Source organism: Flavobacterium sp. GW823-FHT06G12, assembly GCF_058794775.1.
The window spans coordinates 1551740-1572677 of the sequence record NZ_JBXAHE010000001.1 but is presented as its reverse complement, the minus strand read 5'-3'; the positions used below and the strand labels follow the sequence as shown (position 1 = coordinate 1572677).

Genomic DNA, 20938 nt, shown 5'->3' with positions numbered 1-20938 from the left:
TAGTGGCTTTTGGTTTTTAGTAATGACTGTGCTTTTTTTGGTTTGTTACACTTTTATAAAATTAATTTTATTTTTTTTGAAATGAGTTGATAATTTTGATAATAATAGAGAGTAGGATTTTTATTTCATTTTATAAAATCTATATTTGCAGATAAAACGAATAGCTATGAAAAAAAAATATTTTTTGTTTATTTTAATTTCCACAATCGGCTTTTTAAGCTCTTGTAATCAAGATTTTGATAGTGGCCTGGATTTTTCAAACTCTGAAAACAATGGAAATGAAAGTGCAGGCGAAAAAGCCATTTTTAGTGCCAAAATTGGAGACGAAGAATTTGTTGCAAATACTACAACTGCTGTTGTAACTGATGACTATGTATTAATAGCAGGGACTAGATCGTCAAAAGGAGATTTAATTCAAATAATTTTGCCTAGTAATAAAGTAGGAACATATACATGGGCAGAAAACCAAGAAAATGCAGAAAAATTTGTTTTAGCTTATGTTCAAGGAGTAGATGGATATGCATTTGTTAGTGCCTCAAATGAAGACGCGGCATTTTTAGGCGTACAGAATTATACAGATACTGCAATCATTAAAATCACTGGAGTAAATAAAACTAAAAAAACAATTTCTGGCACATTTCAGTTTACTGGATTTAGTGATACAGAAGATGGTTCAACTGCGATAAAAGTTATTACAAAAGGTAATTTTGAAAATATACCTTATATAGATGATATTCCTGCTGAAGATTCTGATGATGTTTTGAAAGCAAAAATAGACGGAGTTGATTATACAAACAATAAAGTTGATGTAAGTAGTGTAACTGCTAGCGGCAGTAATCCGTATTATAGTATAGTAGGTAAAAACAACAATGATAATTCTAGCGTCGGTTTAATGATTAATAAATCATATTCTGTTGGAACCTATGAAGCTTCAAGCAATTTATCAGTTGAAGAAGGCGAGCTTGTAAATGTTATTGGCGCTTCTTACAGAACAAATGACCTTTTGTATAATTCTAAATCAGGGTCACTTACAATAACCTCAAAAACAGCAGAAAAAATGGAAGGGACTTTTAATTTTGTCGTTCATAATTTCACTACAGATGATGAAAAGACTATTACAGGCTCTTTTAGTATAGATATAAAGATTTAGAGCAAAGAGACTATCTACAAATTTAATCCGCCTTGTGCGGATTTTTTTTGGTAATGCAATTTGATTTTATTAGTTTGGCTAATTAAATAGATATCATATCTTCCATTCTTGGCATAGTGATTGTCTGTTTTAATAATATATCTTGCAAATTAAGCGTATAGTCTGTTTTTATTAGAAAAAAATGAATTTTAAACGTTAATTGCAAGTTGTATTAAACTTTTAATGACAAAACGACTTATATATTATTATGTCAAACCATAAAATACTTACTATTGACAATCTGTCACTTCAAGAATTTGACTCAGAGGCAGAATTAATTCCATTGTTGACTCCAGAAGACGAAGAGGAAATGAATAATGAAGAACTTCCTGTTTCGCTTCCAATTTTACCTTTACGTAATACTGTTTTATTTCCAGGAGTTGTTATTCCAATTTCAGCAGGAAGAGATAAGTCAATTAAACTGATTAATGACGCTAATGCAGGTGGAAAAATCATCGGTGTTGTATCTCAAATTAACGAAGAAGACGAAGATCCATCAAAAGATGATATTCATAAAGTAGGAACTGTTGCACGTATTTTACGTGTTTTAAAAATGCCTGACGGAAACGTAACAGTTATCCTTCAAGGAAAAAAACGTTTTGAAATTGACGAAGTGGTTTCTGAAGAACCATACATGACAGCAACTATTAAAGAAGTTACTGAGGAGCGTCCAGACGAAAATGATTCTGAATTTACTGCAATTTTAGATTCTGTAAAAGAATTAGCAATACAAATTATTAAGGAAAGTCCAAATATTCCTTCTGAAGCTACATTTGCAATAAAAAACATTGAAAGCCAGTCGTTTTTGATCAATTTTGTATCTTCAAACATGAATTTATCAGTAAAAGAAAAACAAGGCCTTTTATCGATAAATGGATTAAAAGAACGTGCTTTAGAGACTTTGCGATACATGAATGTTGAACTTCAAAAATTAGAATTGAAGAACGATATTCAATCAAAAGTTCGTTTTGATTTAGACCAGCAACAACGAGAATATTTCCTTCACCAGCAAATGAAAACCATTCAAGAAGAATTGGGAGGTGTTTCTCAGGAAGAGGAAATGGATGAAATGGGGCAAAAGGCTAAAACAAAAAAATGGGACGAAAAAACGCAGAAACATTTCGAAAAAGAATTGTCTAAAATGCGTCGTATGAATCCGCAGTCTCCTGATTTTGGAATTCAAAGAAATTATTTGGAATTGTTTTTAGAATTGCCATGGGGTGAATATTCTAAAGATAAATTCGATTTAAAACATGCTCAGAAAATTTTAGATAAAGATCATTTTGGACTTGATGAAGTTAAGAAAAGAATGATCGAGCATTTGGCTGTTTTAAAATTGCGAAATGACATGAAATCGCCAATTATATGTTTAACAGGGCCTCCAGGAGTTGGTAAAACTTCTATTGGGCGTTCTGTGGCAGAAGCTTTAGGACGTGAATATGTTCGTATTTCTTTAGGAGGTTTACGTGATGAAGCGGAGATTCGCGGACACAGAAAAACCTATATTGGAGCAATGCCTGGACGTATTATTCAGAGTTTAAAAAAGGCAGGAACATCAAATCCTGTATTTATTTTAGATGAGATTGATAAACTGTCAAATGGAAATAGCGGAGATCCATCTTCGGCTTTATTAGAAGTTTTAGATCCAGAGCAAAACAGTGCTTTTTATGATAATTTCCTTGAAATGGGATACGATTTATCTAAAGTTATGTTTATTGCGACTTCAAATAATATGGCAGCAATTCAACCTGCTTTACGTGACAGAATGGAAGTAATAAAAATGTCAGGCTATACAATTGAAGAAAAGGTTGAAATTGCCAAAAGACATTTATTCCCAAAACAATTAGAAGCTCACGGTTTAACAGTAAAAGATTTGACTATTGGCAAAAAGCAATTAGAAAAAATCATAGAAGGTTATACAAGAGAATCTGGTGTTCGTAACTTAGAAACTAAGATTGCTCAAGTAATCAGAAATGCAGCAAAATCGGTTGCCATGGAAGAGGAGTATAACAAAAAAGTTACTGATGAAGATATCGTAGCAATTTTGGGAGTGCCAAGACTTGAGCGTGATAAATACGAAAACAATGATGTTGCTGGTGTTGTAACAGGTTTAGCTTGGACAAGTGTTGGAGGAGATATTCTGTTTATTGAATCTTTAATTTCTGAAGGAAAAGGTTCATTGACCATTACGGGAAATCTTGGAACTGTAATGAAAGAATCTGCTACAATTGCATTAGAATATATAAAAGCAAATGCTAAGAAATTAGATATTAGCACTGAACTTTTCCAGAAATATAACATTCACTTACACGTTCCAGAAGGAGCGACTCCAAAAGACGGACCAAGTGCTGGTATTGCAATGCTTACTTCATTAGTTTCGCTTTTAACTCAGAAAAAAGTAAAGAAAAACCTTGCTATGACTGGGGAAATTACGCTTCGAGGAAAAGTATTGCCAGTTGGCGGTATTAAAGAAAAAATCTTAGCTGCCAAAAGAGCAGGAATTAAAGAAATTATTCTTTGTCACGAAAACAAAAGCGATATCGATGAAATCAAAGCTGAATACTTAGAAGGTTTGAGTTTTCACTATGTTAAAGAAATGAGTGAAGTTTTAGCTTTAGCTTTGACAGATCAGAAAGTAAAAAATGCTAAAGAATTAAAATAAAAATCTTTTAGTTAGATATATAAATTCCAAATTCCAATTTAACGATTGGGATTTGGAATTTTTTTATTTGACTTTAATTTAAGTGTTATATAATTTTATATTTGCACTTGCGTTATTCCCATATAGTGCGACAAAAACAAATGCTCAAAAAAGTTGTTTTATTTTTTCTAATCTTAATCTGTTCGTGTTCTTTCGGACAAGTTGGAGGGCGCTACACTTATCAATTTTTAAACTTAACTACTTCGCCAAGACAAGCGGCATTAGGAGGAGACATTATTACAATATATGATGATGATGTTAATCAAGCCATGTCGAATCCTGCTCTTATAAATGCGGACATGGATAATCATTTAGCGTTGAATTACGGAAGTTATTATGGCGAGGCTTCTTACGGTACTGGATCGTATGCTTATACTTATGATAGGCATCTTCAGACTTTTTATGCTGGAGTTACTTATGTTAACTATGGTACATTTGAAGGATATGACGAAAATGGCCAGGCAACTTCGAATTTTACAGGAAGTGAAGGTGCTTTATCGCTTGGATATGCATACAACGTTCCTTTTACAGATTTATACATTGGTGCAAGTGCTAAGCTTATAACTTCATCTTTAGAAACATATAATTCAATAGGAGGTGCGGTCGATTTGGGGTTTTTATATGTAGATGAAAGGAACGATTTGAATTTTGCTCTTGTATTTAGAAATATGGGAACTCAGTTTACTACTTATTCAGGGATTAAGGAAAATCTTCCGTTTGAAATTGTTGCGGGTATTTCGCAAGAATTAGAGCATGTGCCTATTCGTTGGCATCTTTCAGTAGAAAATATACAGCAATGGAATATCTCTTTTTCGAATCCTGTTCGCGGAGAAACTAATATCGACGGATCTACTAGTCCAGAGAAAGTCTCTTTTCTAAACAACGCTTTAAGGCACGTAGCTTTTGGAGTTGAGCTTTTTCCTAAAAAAGCATTCAATTTTCGCGTAGGTTATAATTTTAGAAGAGGCGAAGAATTGCGTGTAGAAGAACAGCGTAACTTTTCGGGAGTTTCGTTAGGGTTTGGTTTGAGAATGAATAAACTGAAGTTTAATTACTCTTATTCAAGATATACATTAGCGGCAAATACAAGTCTTTTTGGTTTAACCTTAAATTTTCAATAATTGCTCTTTTTTGATCATTTATTAATCAAAAAAACAAATAACTTTAATACTTCATATCCAGATAAAGATGGCTACATTTGCAATAACTTTGATGCCGAAATCTCTATTATTGCGATAAAGCAGTCATAAAAAGAATAAAAATTAAAAAATAAAAAATTGAAAAAAATTACCATTGCTATCGACGGATTTTCATCTACAGGAAAAAGCACGCTTGCAAAACAATTGGCAAAAGAATTAGAATATGTTTATGTAGATACAGGTGCGATGTACCGCGCTGTAGCTTATTTTGCAATGCAACATACTTTAATTGGAGCTGATTTTTTCAAGAAAGAAGCTTTGATTGAAGCTTTATCTGGCATTAAATTAGAATTTAAGTTTAATTCGGATTTAGGTTTTGCAGAAATGTATTTAAATGGTGAAAACGTAGAGAAACAAATTCGAACTATTGAAGTTTCTAATTTTGTTAGTAAAGTGGCAGCCGTTTCAGAAGTTCGTGCTAAATTAGTAGAACAACAGCAAGAAATGGGAGCCAATAAAGCTATTGTAATGGATGGAAGAGATATTGGAACAGTAGTTTTTCCAAACGCAGAATTGAAAATTTTTATGACCGCAAGCGCTGAAACACGCGCACAAAGACGTTTTGATGAATTACAGCAAAAGGGAGACAATGTTTCTTATGAAGAAGTTTTGAAAAACGTAGTTGAAAGAGATCATATGGATACACACCGTGAAGATTCTCCTTTAGTAATCGCAGATGATGCAATTGAGATTGATAATTCTTACTTAAATAAAGAAGAGCAATTTGCCGCAGTTCTGGAATTAGTGAATGATGTTGTTAAAACAGCATAATTTTTTGCAGATATTATTTTAAATGGTAGTTTTACCGCTTCATTTTTACAAAAGAACAAATATATTATATGGGGATTAAAAATAGATTGATTTTAATGAGCTTTCTTCAATTTTTTGTTTGGGGAGCCTGGCTTATAACAATTGGAAATTATTGGTTTGGCACAAAAGCGTGGGAAGGAACTCAATTCGGGCTCGTTTTTGGAACCATGGGAATCGCTTCTCTTTTTATGCCTACACTTACAGGTATTATTGCCGATAGATGGATTAATGCCGAAAAATTATACGGTGCTCTACATATTCTTTACGCGGTAGTTCTATTCGGAATTGCGCAAGTTACTACACCAGATACTTTTATTGTTGTAATGCTTTTAGCAATGTGCTGTTATATGCCAACAATCGCTTTAAGTAACTCGATATCTTATACTTCACTTAAATTAAATAACAAAAACATCGTAAAGGATTTTCCGCCAATTCGTGTTTGGGGAACTATCGGATTTATTGTTGCCATGTGGATTACCAATTTAAGCGGAAGTAAGGCAACCGAATATCAATTTTATATTGCAGGAGTTGGAGCTTTAATTCTTGGAATTTACGCTTTTACTTTGCCAAAATGTGAACCACAGCGTTTGATTAAAGAAAATGCAACTTGGATAGAAACTTTTGGTTTAGAGTCTTTTAAATTGTTTGCAAACTATAAAATGGCTTTGTTTTTTGTGTTTTCTATGTTTTTAGGAGGAGCACTTCAGTTGACAAATGCTTATGGAGATGTGTTTTTGGATGAGTTTAAGCACTTTCCAAAATATGCCGATTCTTTCGTTATTCAATATTCAACTATTATTATGTCAATTTCTCAGGTTTCTGAGACATTGTTTATTCTTGCGATTCCGTTTTTCTTGAGACGTTTTGGAATCAAACAAGTAATGCTGATTAGTATGTTAGCTTGGGTTCTGCGTTTCGGATTATTTGCTTTTGGAGACCCTATAAATGGTTTATGGATGATTATCCTTTCTTGTATCGTTTACGGAATGGCATTTGATTTCTTCAATATTTCAGGTTCACTATTCGTAGAAAGCAATACCGATTCTAAAATTCGTTCTTCTGCACAAGGTTTATTTATGATGATGACCAATGGAGTAGGAGCTGTTTTGGGAAGTTTGACTTCTGGTTGGGCAATTGATCGTTTCTTTACAAAATCGTTTGCTAATACAACAGAATTAGCTGGTTTTTTACAAACAGATCCCGCTAATGAAAAAATGGCTGAATTTGTAAAAAATCAAGGGAATTCAATTTCTACAGATGGAGTTTTTACAAATCCAGTTCTAATGAAAGACTGGCACACTATCTGGCTTTCGTTTGCGCTTTATGCTTTGGTGATTGCGATTGCTTTTGCTGTTTTGTTTAAGCACAAACATGACCCAAAAGAGATAGAAAATTTAAGTCATTAATATTTTAGACCTATAAAAAAATCCCGTTTTCGATTTATTGAAAACGGGATTTTTTTCTTTATGTGTATATTTGAAATAATATTCTTAATTTTTAATATGCACCATCAGCAAAAAAAAATACTTCCTCCTTTTAGACCTGTTAGTTCAAAACCAATGCTTTTCTTAAATGCAGTTTTTGGTTTGTTTTGGGTATTCTGTGCGCTTTTCTTTTTGGGAGGAATCGTTTTTTTATCAATAAATTCTCGTGAAGAAACTGGACTGGATGAAAAGGAACTCTTGCCTTATTTTGTATATTCTCTCTAATTATTCTAGCGATAATAGCCTTGATACTATATTCTAGAAGAAAGATGTACACATCAATTATAATTGACGAAAAAGGAATCCGCTATTTGAATGTATTCAATAACAAGGTTAGAAAAGAAATTCGCTGGAGTAATTTTGCAAAAAGAGAGAAGGTTACCTATATATTAGAACCTCCAAAATTTGATGTTTCTTATATTCGACAATCAAAATCTTTTTTTGACCAGTTTTTCTGGCCGGTTTTAATAAATAATAAAATAGAAGTTCATAGTGAAATGTTTTTAGGTAAACATTTTTTTGCGATGCTCTATGCAAATCGATTAGAATTGATTAGAACTTTTTTACTTGGATTGGCACATTACAGACCAGATATTACTGTAAATCCGGAAATTTTTAGTAATCATTATATTGATAAGGAAAGTTATACTATTGATTATAGTCAACGCAGAAAAATTGGAATTATAGCAGGGTTAGTTTGTGTCTTGATTTTTACAATTATATATTTTTTGGTTTTCTAAACAGTAAACAGTTTTTTAGTATTACAATTTTTTCAATATTTTAGTGTTTTTAACGTCTATGAGCAGCCAAACAAAAAATCTTCCTCCATTTAATTCAGTAACTTCCACTCCGTCTAAAATCAAAAATTATGGTTTAGGTTTTCTAATGTTGATTTCTTTTCTATTGGTTTTAGGGGTTTTCTTTTTTATTTTGTTTTTTCTGCCTTTTGAACAAAATATGATTTACATATGCATTTTATTGATTCTTCCTATAGTTCTTCAAGCCATTTACTTAAGAAAAACGATGAAGCATACCACTACGATTATTGATAATCGCGGTATTCATTATGTAAATAGATTTAATCATAAAATTGAAAATGCAATATCGTGGAATAGTTTTGAAAAGAGCGACAATTTTAAAGGAAAAATAACAGGAATAAATTCCTCATCTGATTCAGATCTTTTGCGATATGATGTTTTTGCAAAAATGGTTGGAAGCGGTAAATATAGTCACGAAGCGTTTTTCTGGTTCGTTTCGGCAAACGGAAATATAGAAGCTCACAAGGAAACATTTTCCGGGAATCATATTTTTAGTATGCTTTATTCAAACAAACTTGAGTTAGTAAGAGGTCTGCTGTTAGGATTATCGCACTTTAGACCTGACTTAAAAATTCATCCTAAAGCTTTTAGTATGTACTATATAAATCCTGATACTTTTGCCGTAGAATATGAAAAAAGAAAAGAAGATATTAATTCAGCTCTTTTTATAACGGCACTTGTTATTATAGTTACAGTGTTTGTAATGCTTTTTGTTTTCTTTTAAATTTAATATCTATTATATTTAATATAAACGTTATAGGTTTTTGAAATCTACAGCGTTTATTTTTTATTTAATTTTTCCTGAAAAGAAAACTTTTATTTTACTTGGAAAACTTAATTTTAATTCAATTTTGCAGGTTATAGAATATATAGCAGTTAGCAATGAGTTGTCATGATTATTGCTAGATAAATAATAAGTTGCTTATCTGTTTGTAATTACAAAAAAATATATTAATTTTGCAGTCCTTTTGGCAGAGAAGAGTTTCCATTAGGAATCAACCATTTATGTAAAACAACTTCTGTATTTTCTATCGCATAAAGAAACTCAAGAAAAACAGAATACAAATTTTTTTATCAGCATGTCTGAACAAACAAAATCACAAGAAGAGTTTTTAGCAAATTTTAACTGGCACAACTTCCAAGAAGGAATCGATGCAGTAGATGAAAAAAACTTGCAAGAGTTTGAAGAACTAGTATCAAAAACTTTCATCGCTACAGATCAAGAAGAAGTAGTTGAAGGAGTTGTAGTTAGAATTACAGATAGAGACGTTATCGTTGATATCAATGCTAAATCTGAAGGTGTTATTTCTTTAAACGAATTTCGTTACAACCCAAACTTAAAAGTAGGTGACAAAGTAGAAGTATTAATCGACATCCGTGAGGATAAAACAGGTCAATTAGTATTATCTCACAGAAAAGCACGTACTATCAAATCTTGGGATAGAGTTATTGCAGCTAATGAAACTGGAGAAATCGTTAACGGTTTTGTTAAATGTAGAACTAAAGGAGGTATGATTGTTGACGTATTCGGTATCGAAGCGTTCTTACCTGGATCTCAAATTGACGTTAAGCCAATTAGAGACTACGATGTATATGTAAACAAAATGATGGAATTCAAAGTGGTAAAAATCAACCACGAATTCAAAAACGTTGTTGTATCTCATAAAGCTCTTATCGAGGCTGATATTGAAGTACAGAAAAAAGAGATCATCGGTCAATTACAAAAAGGACAAGTATTAGAAGGTGTTGTTAAAAACATTACTTCTTATGGTGTGTTCATTGACTTAGGTGGTGTTGACGGATTAATTCACATTACTGACCTTTCTTGGAGTAGAATCAACCACCCAAGTGAAGTTCTTGAATTAGACCAAAAATTAAACGTTGTAATCCTTGATTTCGATGATGAGAAAACAAGAATTCAATTAGGATTGAAACAATTAAACGCTCACCCATGGGATGCTTTAGATGCTAACTTAACTGTTGGTGACAAAGTTAAAGGTAAAGTAGTTGTAATCGCTGATTACGGTGCTTTCATCGAAGTTGCTGAAGGTGTTGAAGGTTTAATCCACGTTTCTGAAATGTCATGGTCAACTCACTTACGTTCTGCTCAGGACTTCGTGAAAGTTGGAGATGTTGTTGAAGCAGTTATCTTAACTCTTGATAGAGATGATCGTAAGATGTCATTAGGTATCAAACAATTGTCTCAAGATCCATGGACTGACATTACTTCTAAATACCCAGTAGGTTCTAAACATACAGGTATCGTTAGAAACTTTACAAACTTTGGTATTTTCGTAGAATTAGAAGAAGGAATTGACGGATTAATCTACATTTCTGACCTTTCTTGGACTAAGAAAATTAAACACCCATCTGAGTTTGTAAACGTTGGTGAAAAACTTGATGTTGTAGTATTAGAATTAGATGTTGAAGGACGTAAATTATCTTTAGGTCACAAACAAACTACTGCTAATCCTTGGGATCAATACGAAGATTCTTTCGCTGTAGGAACTATCCACAACGGTGAGATTTCTGAAATCGTTGACAAAGGAGCTACTGTAGAATTCGGAGATGATATCGTTGCTTTCATTCCTACTCGTCACCTTGAAAAAGAAGACGGTAAGAAATTGAAAAAAGGTGATACAGCTGATTTCAAAGTAATTGAATTCAACAAAGAATTCAAAAGAGTAGTTGCTTCTCACACTGCTATCTTCAGAGAAGAAGAAGAGAAAAACGTGAAAGCTGCAACTGAAAATACTTCATCTAACTCTACTACAAATGCACCAGCTGCAACTTTAGGAGACAACAATGATGTATTAGCTGCATTAAAAGCTAAAATGGAAAAAACTGAGAAAAAATAATTCTTAGTTTTTTATAAATAGAAAGTCCCACAGCAATGTGGGACTTTTTTTGCTTAGACTTTATTTATTTTTTTAAATTTTAACAAATAAAGTTGTGTTATTCTGTTAAAAAGTTATTTTTGTATGAAAATACTACATATGAAAAAACTCTACTTTTTTGTTTTGACTTTATGCTTTTTTAACGGTTTGAATGCACAGGTTATTAATTTTCCTGATGCAAATTTGAAAGCCAAATTACTTTCTTCTGCGACATATAGTCCTATTGCCTTGGATTTGGATGGTAAACGCATGAAAGTTGATATAAATGGAAACGGTGAAATTGAAGTAAATGAAGCAGAGCAAGTTAGTCTTCTTTATCTTTCAGAAAATATAGTTGCGAATAGGATTTCTAATTTGGTAGGTATCTTGAATTTTAAAAATCTAAAGAGTATAACCATTGACAATGGTTCACTTACAGCTCCTGACTTACAAGGTTTAGAAAAATTAGAATCTGTAGTATTTAGTGGTAATCAAAAATTAACTTCAATAAATTTAAATGGTTTAGTAAATCTTAGAAATCTGGATCTTAATGGGTGTAAGGTTGTCAATATAGATTTAAGCACATTAATTAATCTTAGGAATTTAAATTGTAACGGAAATAGGCTTACGAATTTAGATTTAACAGGTCTGTCTAATTTGGAATCTTTAAGATGTAATTACAATTTATTCACAACATTAAATATTGTAGATTTTAAAAAACTTTCTATTTTAGACTGTAGTAATACTCCTCTTATTAGTTTGGTTTTAAGTGGTTTGGATAGCTTAACTGAATTGCAATGTGATTATACTAATCTTCTGAATTTAGATTTGAACAACATGATTAAGTTAGAAAACATCATGTGCAGATGGGGTAAACTTGAAAATTTAAATATTAGCAACTTACCGAGTTTAAAAAAATTAGAATGTTTTTATAATAGATTGCCTAAATTAAATATTTCGGGTGCCGATCAGTTGGAATGGCTCTCTTGCGGTAATAATGTTCTTTCAGATTTGAATGTGAGCAATTTCAAAGAACTAAAATTTTTAAATTGCGACACAAATAATCTTTCATCATTAGATTTAAGTAGATCATCGAAATTAGAGACATTGTATTGCGGTGTAAATAAACTTACGAGCCTCAATGTTAAGTCTGCTTTAAATATTGCCACAATTTCTTGTTATAATAATCAGATAACAGAATTAGATTTAAAGGGGCTCTCTATGGTTAATATACTTAATTGCAATAATAATAAGATTGAAGAATTAAACTTAAATGACGCAAAAAATATTCTTGAAATTCAATGTACTAACAATAATTTAATTTATCTATTTGTTAAAAATGGCGTAAAGGAAACTCTAAAACTGTATTCAATTTTTAGTTTTTACGGCAACCCAAATCTAAAATATATTTGTGCTGATGATTTCGATTTTGAATACATAGAACATTATATACAAAATAATGGTTTACCAAAAGTTAATTTGAATACTTATTGCTCTTTCAAACCGGGAGGGAATTTTTATACAATTCAAGCTTTTAATAAATTTGATGTGGGGCGTGATGGCTGTGATCTAAATGATGATAGTATTTATGATATAAAATATAATATAGTAGGAAATCTAAATTCAGGAGTATTAGTTTCTAATAGTTCAAAAGTGGCATCAATTGATCTTCAGGCAGGAAATTATAAAATTGTGCCAGTTTTAGAGCGTCCTGATTTTTTTGATATATCACCAAAAGAAATAAGTGTTTCTTTTCCGAATGATATTAGTCCTTTAAAACAAAATTTTTGTATAACTCCTATTGGAAACGTAACTGACTTAGAAATAATATTAATTCCGCTAAATGCAGCTGTCGGTGGTTTTGATACTGATTATATTGTTAAATTTACAAACAAAGGAAATACGATAGAGAGCGGTTCTGTTAGTATTAAATTTGATGGTACTATTTTACATTATCTTTCATCCAGTATAGCTCCTTTATCTCAATCTATTGGTGAGTTGAAATGGAACTTTACGAATTTAAAACCTTTTGAGAGCAAAGAAATTTCATTAAAACTTTATTTAAATAGACCAACAGACAGACCAGGTGTTAATATTGGTGATATACTAAAGTTTAACGCTATAGTTGAGTCTGTTAATAATGATGTGAATCCAACAGATAATACATTTTTGTTAAATCAAACTGTTTTCGGTTCTTTCGACCCAAACGATAAGACTTGCTTAGAAGGCTCAATTATTACACCAGATTTAATAGGAGAATATGTTCACTATAAGATTCGTTTTGAAAATTTAGGCACATACTATGCTCGAAATGTTGTAGTTACTGATGTGATTGATTTGACTAAGTTTGATATAAAAACATTAATTCCAATAAGTTCTAGCCATCCTTTTGTAACTAAAATTTCTGAGGGAAATAAGGTGGAATTTATTTTTGAAAATATTAATCTTTCTTTTGATGATGCTAATAATGACGGTTATGTAGCCTTTAAAATTAAAACCAAACCAACACTTATTGTGGGAGATTCTTTTACAAACGAAGCAAATATTTACTTCGATTATAATTTTCCAATTTTAACCAATACTGCAACTTCAACATTTAAAAGCACTTTGACCACTCAGGATTTTGATTTTTCGAGATATTTCGTTTTATATCCAAATCCATCAGATCAAATTTTAAATATTTCTCAAAATGAGAATATTAATATACAATCCTTTGAGATTTATGATATTTTGGGACAACTAATTATAGCCATTCCAAATGCAAAAACAACTTCAAATATTGATATTTCTAAACTGAAAACGGGTAATTACTTTATAAGAGTAAAATCAGATAAAGGAAGTTCAAGTATGAAATTCATTAAGATTTAAATAGAAAGTCCCACAATATTGTGGGACTTTTTTTGTTTCAAGTTTGAGGTTTGTTTCTTTTGTCAGTTCGAGCACAGTTGAAAATGATTTTTTTTTATTTTAAAGCTAATAACTTAGATTCCTCTGGCGTAAAATCATTTACAATTGCATATGTACTTATATCTGCAATTGCCATTTCATCTAATATATCAACTAGATTTTTAAAGTTAGATTTTTTGCTTGGTTTTATGATAACAACCATTCCTCGTCCTGGTTTTCCTAATTGCGCAGAATAATTAAGCATGTTTTTGTTTTGTTTTAGAAGCTCTTGTCTTATTCCGTCCTTTCCGTATCCAAACTTTTTAGGAGCAACTTGGGGCACTTCTAGTAATCCCATATAAGACACTAATTTATTATCATCTCCCAGTAAAATTGTATAAGATCTATTTTCTCCACAGCCACCTGTCCACCCACATGTATATGCGTCATAATCTGGTAGACATAGATACATAGCTTTGTTTTTTCGCAATTCTATTGTGACCATAAAAAATATAATTAGCAAAAAAGAGACACTAACCATTGCAGTTAAATCAACTCTTGAACTTAGCTTTTTACTTCTGACTTTTCGAGGTAGGTTTTTCATGATCAATTGGTTTTGAATTTAAATTTAAAAAGAAAAAGAATGCCAAAAACATCAGATTAAAAAAAGAAAAATATAGCATTAAAGGCCTATTAATCAGTGTGAATTGAGAATTTTTCAATATTCTTTTTAATTATTTTAAATTTTCTTAAAACCAAAAGGAATTATTAGCCGTAAATGACATTATAACTTAAAAATTAATAATTATGAAAACTAGAAAATTTTTAGCCACTGCAGTTTTAGCTTTAGCATTCGGATTTACATCTTTTGCACAAAAATCAGTTATGGTTGGCGGTGCAGCGATGTACCCAAATAAAAATATAATTGAAAATGCCGTTAATTCAAAAGATCACACAACATTAGTAGCCGCAGTAAAAGCTGCCGATTTAGTTACAACTTTAGAAGGAAAAGGACCATTTACAGTTTTTGCTCCAACAAACGAAGCTTTTGATAAATTGCCAAAAGGAACAGTTGAAACTTTATTAAAACCAGAAAATAAAAAGAAATTACAAACAATCTTAACCTATCACGTTGCTTCTGGAAAGTGGAGTTCTGCTGATATCGCAAAAGCAATAAAAGACGGAAAAGGTAAAGCAACGATTAAAACAGTAAGTGGCGGAACTCTTACTGCATGGATGAAAGGCAAAGATTTATATATTACTGACGAAAACGGTAATAAAGCTAAAGTAACAATTGCAGATGTGAATCAATCAAATGGTGTAATTCACGTAGTTGATGCAGTATTACTACCTAAAAATTAATAAAAATCTCCAGAATTAGATTTCCTACAATGAAAAGGCCCTGTAATTATTACGGGGCTTTTTTTATTTTTTAGCTGTTAATGTTGCTCCTGCAGAGGCTACAACAACACAAACTACAGCAAGAATTTCATGAAAACTTAAATTTTCATGAAGAAATATAAATGCGCAAATAGAAGCCGCTGCTGGCTCTAAGCTCATTAAAATACTAAAAGTACGTGGAGGAAGTTTTCCTAAAGCTTTCATTTCTAAAGTGAATGGAATCGCACTAGATAAAAGAGCAAGTGCAACACCCATTCCGAATAGCTTTGGCGTAAGATTATCTAATCCGCTTTCTAGAAAGCCAAATGGCAGGACTAAAAGTGCCGCAAATAGCATTCCTGTTGAAACGGCGTAACCGTCATTCATTATTTTTGAAATTTTTCCTCCCAAAACAATATAGGCACTCCAGAAAGCTCCAGCTAAAAGCGCACATATAATTCCAATAGGATCTAATCGATCGTTTGTCCAAGGAGCGATAAGTAAGATGCCAATTGCTGCCAGCATAACCCAACAATAATCAACTAAACGTTTTGAACCTGCTATAGCAAGCAATAACGGACCAACAAATTCTAAAGTCACGGCTAAACCGATTGGAATCTTTTCTATTGCGATATAAAAAATTAAATTCATGGCTCCTAAAGACAAACCATACGGAATTACAATTTTCCACTGTTGGAGTGTTATCGCTTTTAGATTTGGTCTATAAGCCAATAATAAAATTAATGCTGAAATACCAATACGCATAGATGCTGTGCCAGCTGCGCCGATTGTAGGAAATAGTGTTTTGGCAATTGCAGCCCCACATTGCACACTAATAATAGCTAATAATACTGCTGGAACAGGAGGAAGGCTGATTTCTCTGTTTTTCATAAAAAATAGGACAGAATTATAAATGAGTATATTTCTGTCGGATAAATAAAATGTATTCTAAATTAATTGCCTAATGCTTTTTTTGTAACATAGGCGCGATAACCAATAATAGCCATTTGCCATTTCTTAGCCTTAGAAATATCTAGACCTTGTTTGGTAAAGCTCGGCAAAAGTAGTTTATTTAGTTTAGCTAATAATTTATACATAGTAGATTTGTTTTGGTAAAGATAAAAAAAAAAGACTTTGTGATTGAAACAAAGTCTTTTGGGTAGTAAAATGTAAAAGTATTTAAATTTTGAGAATCAGATTTTCATCGCCTCATCTAGATTAAGCTTTTTTATTCTGCTTTTCCATTTCCTTCATGTCTTTTGCATGTTGTTTCATGTCCTTAGCATGTTGCTTCATATCTTTTGCATGTTGTTTCATATCAAGCTCATACTGTTTCATGTCTTGCTCATATTGCTTCATGTTACTTTCGTAGTCTTTAGAGTCATCTCCAAAATCAAACTTAAAGTCATAGCTGAATTTTTCCATGTTAGCATTGAATTTTTCCATTGCTATTTCGTATTTCGCCATTTCTTTTTCGTACACCTCTGCTCGTTGTGACATGATAGATTCAATTTGTTTTTCGTAAGCTTTCAATTGTGGCTCAAATGCTTCCATTTGTTTTCCGAAAGCTTCCATGTCTTTTTCAAATTTAGCCATTGCTATTTTGTCTGTTGGATTTTTAGGTGCAACTGGAGGTTTTGGCATTTTTGACATATCAATTGGTGGAGCAGGAGGAATTGGTCCGCCAGGAAATGTTGGTGGAGTTGGAGGTACTGGTGCCACAACATCAGAATCTGCATGATTGCGAACCACAACTCTTTCGTTTCTGATTATTATTGGCATTCTAAGATTTCTATCAGTATTAATATTGATAGATTTTGCTCCATTCTCGTCTGTTCCAATAGCTAGTTCACAGTCTTTAATAGCGTCGTCACCATCGATTTTGATAGTTTGTTTTTTTCCAGAATCTGATTTTACTTTGATTTGAATTGCAGTCAATTCTTCTTTTGTATTTCTTTTTACATCCGAAATTTCGACGTCAAGATTATGGTTTGACTTTAATTTCCCAGGCAATTCATTTAATTCTTTGTCAGTAGTATTTTTAGTGATTTTGATTGTTTCTTCAGCATCTTTTACTGTGTCTCTTTGGATTGTCGGAGTTTCGGTTTGTTTCTTTTCTTGTGCAATGGTCTTTATTTGAAATAAAAGGACAAACGCACCAAGAGCCGGAATTACTGCCGAATACTTCCAGTAATTTCTTTTGTTTGATTGATTTTTGTTTAACATGACAATTCGTTTTTTGATTAATGATTGATAAAAATGATTGGTGATTGCAACGCAAGTTTCATGCGTCGTTATTTTTAATAGCGTATATTGATACGCTTTTTTGTCGGCAATTTTTTTAGAAGCCTCACTGTCTGCAATGAATTCAAGGTTTTGTAAGATGGCTTTTTTATAAAGCCATATAATTGGGTTAAACCAAAATAGTATGCAAAAGATTCTCGAAATCAAAACGTCTATAGTGTGCTTTTGATCGCTATGCACTTTTTCATGTTCTAAAATGCTTTCTAATTCTGCTGAAGTATATAGTGATGAGTTATATACTATGTAATCAAAATAAGAGAAAGGAGCTATATTTTCATTTACATCTATAAATTTAAAATCTTCCTGCTGTTCAATTTTTTTTCCTTTTAGAACAGAATTCAGACTGTAAAAGTCGAGTGCAAACTTGATCATAAAAGCTAGAAAACCCATTCCGTAAACTACTGCCAAAACCAAACTCCAGTTGATTTCAAAATTTTCTTCTTCAATAACAGATACATTTGTAGGCGAGTAGTGATCTTGGTATGCAGCTACATTGCTATTAGAAACTGGAATGTTTTTTACATCCGTTGTCGTAGTTGTGATTATTGGATCTGGTGTTGGGACAGGTGGTGCTTCAACCCAAATTACTTTCGTGTATACTACAAAAGGCAATATTACAGAAGTAATTAATCCAGCGATTAAAAACCAGCGGCTACTGTTGAAAAAAGTTTCTTTGCGAAGTAAAAAAATGTAAGCAAAATAAAACATTGCTAATAACCCGCTCGATTTTAGTATAAAAATGAAAAGTGCTTCCATAACTGTTTTTATTATTTGCCTTCTGTTGGATTTTCGATCATGTTTAAGATTTCACGTAATTCATCTGCCGAAATTTTTTCTTCTTTAGCAAAAAAAGAAACCATGCTTTTGTATGAGCTATTAAAATAATTATCTATTGCAGTGCTCATGAAACCCTTTCTATAATCTTCTATGCTTACTGCTGGATAATACTGATGTGTATTTCCGAAAGCATTGTGTGCAACATAACCCTTTTCTTCCAGATTGCGAACAATGGTAGATAAAGTGTTATAATGAGGCTGATCTTCTAAAATCTCTGCTTGAATCTCTTTCACGAAAGCTTTTTTAAGCTTCCATAAGATATGCATGATTTCTTCTTCTTTATTGGTCAGTTTTTGCATTTCGTAATTATTTAAAAGATTAAAACGTCTTTATTTCTTAGTTTTAATTTCGACTATGCCATTTTCACCTTTTTCACCAAAAAGAGCTACAGCATCAAGACTTCTATAAACCTTTACCGATTTAATGCTGCTAGGCGGAAGACTATTCATATCAAAATCAGAAGACATATCTATTCCGTCTAGAATTATAAGTGGCGAACTTGTTTTTACATTAGTTTTTGCAGCATTTGAAACAGCAACAGTTGTACCTGCATCAGTTGTTGTTATCACTTTAGTATTATTGTCTTTGTCAACAATTACAGTAGTGCTACTAGTAGATGAGTTAGTATTGCTACTAGTTTTTGTGCTAGTATTAGAATTAGTGTTAACATTGGTTTCTGAATTAGAAGTTAAATTTTTGGTTACCGCAGTTTTAGAAGCTTTATTTTTTTTGTCATTTACGCTTACTTTCTTACTTGTAGCGGTTTTTTCTTCAAAAGTTTTTATACCAGCTTTTATAGTGCCGTTTTTATTTAAGATTACAAGGATTCCAAAATCTTTGATGGCTTCATCTCCACTTTGTATAGATTGAGATTTTTGTGTTCCATAGACTACATCAACTTTAAGAGATGTTAATTGATTTTCTGAGTTTCTTTTGATGTCAGAAACTTCTAAATCAATGTTGTAAGTTGATTTTAAATCCTTTTTTAGATCTTTAAACTCGGTGTCGGTTGTTTTTTTTGTGATTTTGAAAATATTCACCGATTTAATTTCGTTCGAAACTATTTCTAAATTTTGCTGTCTTTCTTTTGCAACTACTTCTACCTGAAATAAAAGTACAAAAGCAGCCAAGGCAGGAATTACGGTATAATACTTCCATGAATTCCTCTTTTTTGATTGATTTTTGTTTAACATGACTATTCGTTTTTTGATTAATGATTGATAAAAATGATTGGTGATTGCAACACAATTTTCGTGCGTTGTTATTTTTAAAAGAGTGTATTGATACGCTTTTTTGTCTGTAAGTTTTTTAGAAGCTTCACTATCAGCAATAAATTCTAAGTTTTGGCTAATTGCTTTTTTGTAAAGCCATACAATCGGATTGAACCAGAAAATAATGCTGAAGATTCTAGAAATCAATACATCAAGAGTATGATTTTGATCGCTATGAACTTTTTCATGTTCCAAAATACTTTCTAATTCTGAAGCAGTGTACAGTGATGAGTTGTACACAATATATTCGAAATAGGAGAAAGGCGCGATGTTTTCGTTTATATCTACAAATTTAAAATCGGCTTGCTGTTTGATTTTTTTTCCTTTTATAATAGCATTCAAACTATAAAAGTCAATTGCTAGTTTTGTTGTAAAGATTAGAAAACCAATACCGTATAATCCTAGAATAATATAATTCCAATTAAATTCTGCAGATTTATTTTGAGTAACGTTTAATAATGTTGATTGAATATTTGTGTTTAAATCGGGAGTAGCATCAATCCAAATTACTTTCGTGTAAGTCAATAATGGTAAAATTATTGAGACAATCAAACCAGATAACAGAAACCATCTGTTGCTATTAAAAAATGTTTCTTTGCGAAGTAAAAAGTAATAAGCGCAATAAAACATAAGCATTAAACTGCTTGATTTTGCGATGTAAATGAAAACTGCTTCCATAACCGATTATTTTTTTTCGTTTTTATTTTCAATCATTGATAAAATCTCACGTAATTCATCTGCCGAAATTTTTTCTTCTTTGGCAAAAAAGGAAACCATGCTTTTGTAAGAACTATTAAAGTAATTATCAATTGCGGTTTTCATAAATCCTTTTCTGTAATCTTCAATTGCTACAATTGGAAAGTATTGATGTGTATTTCCAAAAGCGTTATGTCCAACATATCCTTTTTCTTCCAGATTACGAACAATTGTCGACAATGTATTGTAATGGGGCTGATCTTCGGTGATTTCTGCCTGAATTTCTTTTACAAAAGCTTTTTTAAGCTTCCATAAAATCATCATGATTTCTTCTTCTTTGTTTGTTAACTTCTGCATCTTCTCTAATTTTAATTCAAACTTACAACTATTTTTCTAGTTACACAACTATAAAAATAGTTATTTAACTAAAAATTAAGTTTGCTTTCGGTTTTGAGCGCAGAAAGACCATTCAAATTTAATAGTAATA

The 20938-nt window shown here is 31.6% G+C and carries 17 protein-coding genes; 10 read left to right on the top strand and 7 right to left on the bottom strand.

Annotated elements, in window-relative coordinates; translation table 11 throughout:
* The first annotated feature begins 166 nt into the window (after positions 1–166).
* From AC1Q5Z_RS06790 to AC1Q5Z_RS06750, 9 genes are all read left to right on the top strand, one after another.
* Entirely contained in the window at positions 167–1150 is a 984-nt protein-coding gene (locus AC1Q5Z_RS06790) for a DUF6252 domain-containing protein (protein WP_492444112.1), read from the top strand.
* 247 nt (positions 1151–1397) lie between these two features.
* Positions 1398–3851, top strand: coding sequence for an endopeptidase La (gene lon, locus AC1Q5Z_RS06785; RefSeq protein ID WP_492444111.1), 2454 nt, complete (start codon positions 1398–1400; stop codon positions 3849–3851).
* A 140-nt stretch (positions 3852–3991) separates the two neighbouring features.
* Positions 3992–5011: a type IX secretion system protein PorQ gene (porQ, locus tag AC1Q5Z_RS06780; RefSeq protein ID WP_492444110.1), complete on the top strand. Its 1020-nt coding sequence runs from the start codon at positions 3992–3994 to the stop codon at positions 5009–5011.
* Positions 5012–5167: 156 nt separating this feature from the next.
* Positions 5168–5860, top strand: a complete 693-nt coding sequence (gene cmk / locus AC1Q5Z_RS06775) for a (d)CMP kinase (RefSeq protein WP_198855554.1) — start codon at positions 5168–5170, stop codon at positions 5858–5860.
* Between the two features lie 68 nt (positions 5861–5928).
* Positions 5929–7305, top strand: a complete 1377-nt coding sequence (locus AC1Q5Z_RS06770) for a nucleoside permease (RefSeq protein ID WP_492444109.1) — start codon at positions 5929–5931, stop codon at positions 7303–7305.
* A gap of 347 nt (positions 7306–7652) precedes the next feature.
* On the top strand, positions 7653–8123 hold the full coding sequence (locus tag AC1Q5Z_RS06765; protein WP_343589958.1) for a hypothetical protein: 471 nt from the start codon (positions 7653–7655) through the stop codon (positions 8121–8123).
* A 58-nt stretch (positions 8124–8181) separates the two neighbouring features.
* A complete protein-coding gene (locus AC1Q5Z_RS06760) occupies positions 8182–8925 on the top strand; it encodes a hypothetical protein (RefSeq protein WP_492444108.1) in 744 nt (247 codons plus the stop codon).
* Positions 8926–9280: 355 nt separating this feature from the next.
* Positions 9281–11059: a 30S ribosomal protein S1 gene (gene rpsA, locus AC1Q5Z_RS06755; protein ID WP_198855558.1), complete on the top strand. Its 1779-nt coding sequence runs from the start codon at positions 9281–9283 to the stop codon at positions 11057–11059.
* Positions 11060–11182: 123 nt separating this feature from the next.
* Positions 11183–13945 (top strand): DUF7619 domain-containing protein, encoded by a 2763-nt coding sequence (locus AC1Q5Z_RS06750; RefSeq protein ID WP_343586934.1) that lies wholly within the window; start codon positions 11183–11185, stop codon positions 13943–13945.
* 94 nt (positions 13946–14039) lie between these two features.
* Here AC1Q5Z_RS06750 and AC1Q5Z_RS06745 read toward each other — a convergent pair whose 3' ends face one another.
* Positions 14040–14567 (bottom strand): ExbD/TolR family protein, encoded by a 528-nt coding sequence (locus AC1Q5Z_RS06745; protein ID WP_492444107.1) that lies wholly within the window; start codon positions 14565–14567, stop codon positions 14040–14042.
* Between the two features lie 203 nt (positions 14568–14770).
* Between AC1Q5Z_RS06745 and AC1Q5Z_RS06740 the strand changes: the two genes are divergently transcribed.
* Positions 14771–15325, top strand: a complete 555-nt coding sequence (locus AC1Q5Z_RS06740; RefSeq protein WP_198855560.1) for a fasciclin domain-containing protein — start codon at positions 14771–14773, stop codon at positions 15323–15325.
* 63 nt (positions 15326–15388) lie between these two features.
* Here the strand turns inward: AC1Q5Z_RS06740 and AC1Q5Z_RS06735 are convergent, their stop codons facing one another.
* From AC1Q5Z_RS06735 to AC1Q5Z_RS06710, 6 genes are all read right to left on the bottom strand, one after another.
* The gene (locus tag AC1Q5Z_RS06735; protein ID WP_198855561.1) at positions 15389–16234 is read right to left on the bottom strand and encodes an EamA family transporter; all 846 of its coding nucleotides are present in this window, start codon (positions 16232–16234) and stop codon (positions 15389–15391) included.
* A 62-nt stretch (positions 16235–16296) separates the two neighbouring features.
* The gene (locus tag AC1Q5Z_RS06730) at positions 16297–16440 is read right to left on the bottom strand and encodes an SsrA-binding protein (RefSeq protein ID WP_111368963.1); all 144 of its coding nucleotides are present in this window, start codon (positions 16438–16440) and stop codon (positions 16297–16299) included.
* Positions 16441–16561: 121 nt separating this feature from the next.
* Positions 16562–18403 (bottom strand): M56 family metallopeptidase, encoded by a 1842-nt coding sequence (locus AC1Q5Z_RS06725; RefSeq protein WP_492444106.1) that lies wholly within the window; start codon positions 18401–18403, stop codon positions 16562–16564.
* A gap of 11 nt (positions 18404–18414) precedes the next feature.
* A complete protein-coding gene (locus tag AC1Q5Z_RS06720) occupies positions 18415–18783 on the bottom strand; it encodes a BlaI/MecI/CopY family transcriptional regulator (protein ID WP_278021604.1) in 369 nt (122 codons plus the stop codon).
* A 30-nt stretch (positions 18784–18813) separates the two neighbouring features.
* Positions 18814–20433, bottom strand: a complete 1620-nt coding sequence (locus AC1Q5Z_RS06715) for a M56 family metallopeptidase (protein WP_343586925.1) — start codon at positions 20431–20433, stop codon at positions 18814–18816.
* A 6-nt stretch (positions 20434–20439) separates the two neighbouring features.
* Positions 20440–20808 (bottom strand): BlaI/MecI/CopY family transcriptional regulator, encoded by a 369-nt coding sequence (locus AC1Q5Z_RS06710; RefSeq protein WP_095931146.1) that lies wholly within the window; start codon positions 20806–20808, stop codon positions 20440–20442.
* Between the last annotated feature and the right edge of the window lie 130 nt (positions 20809–20938).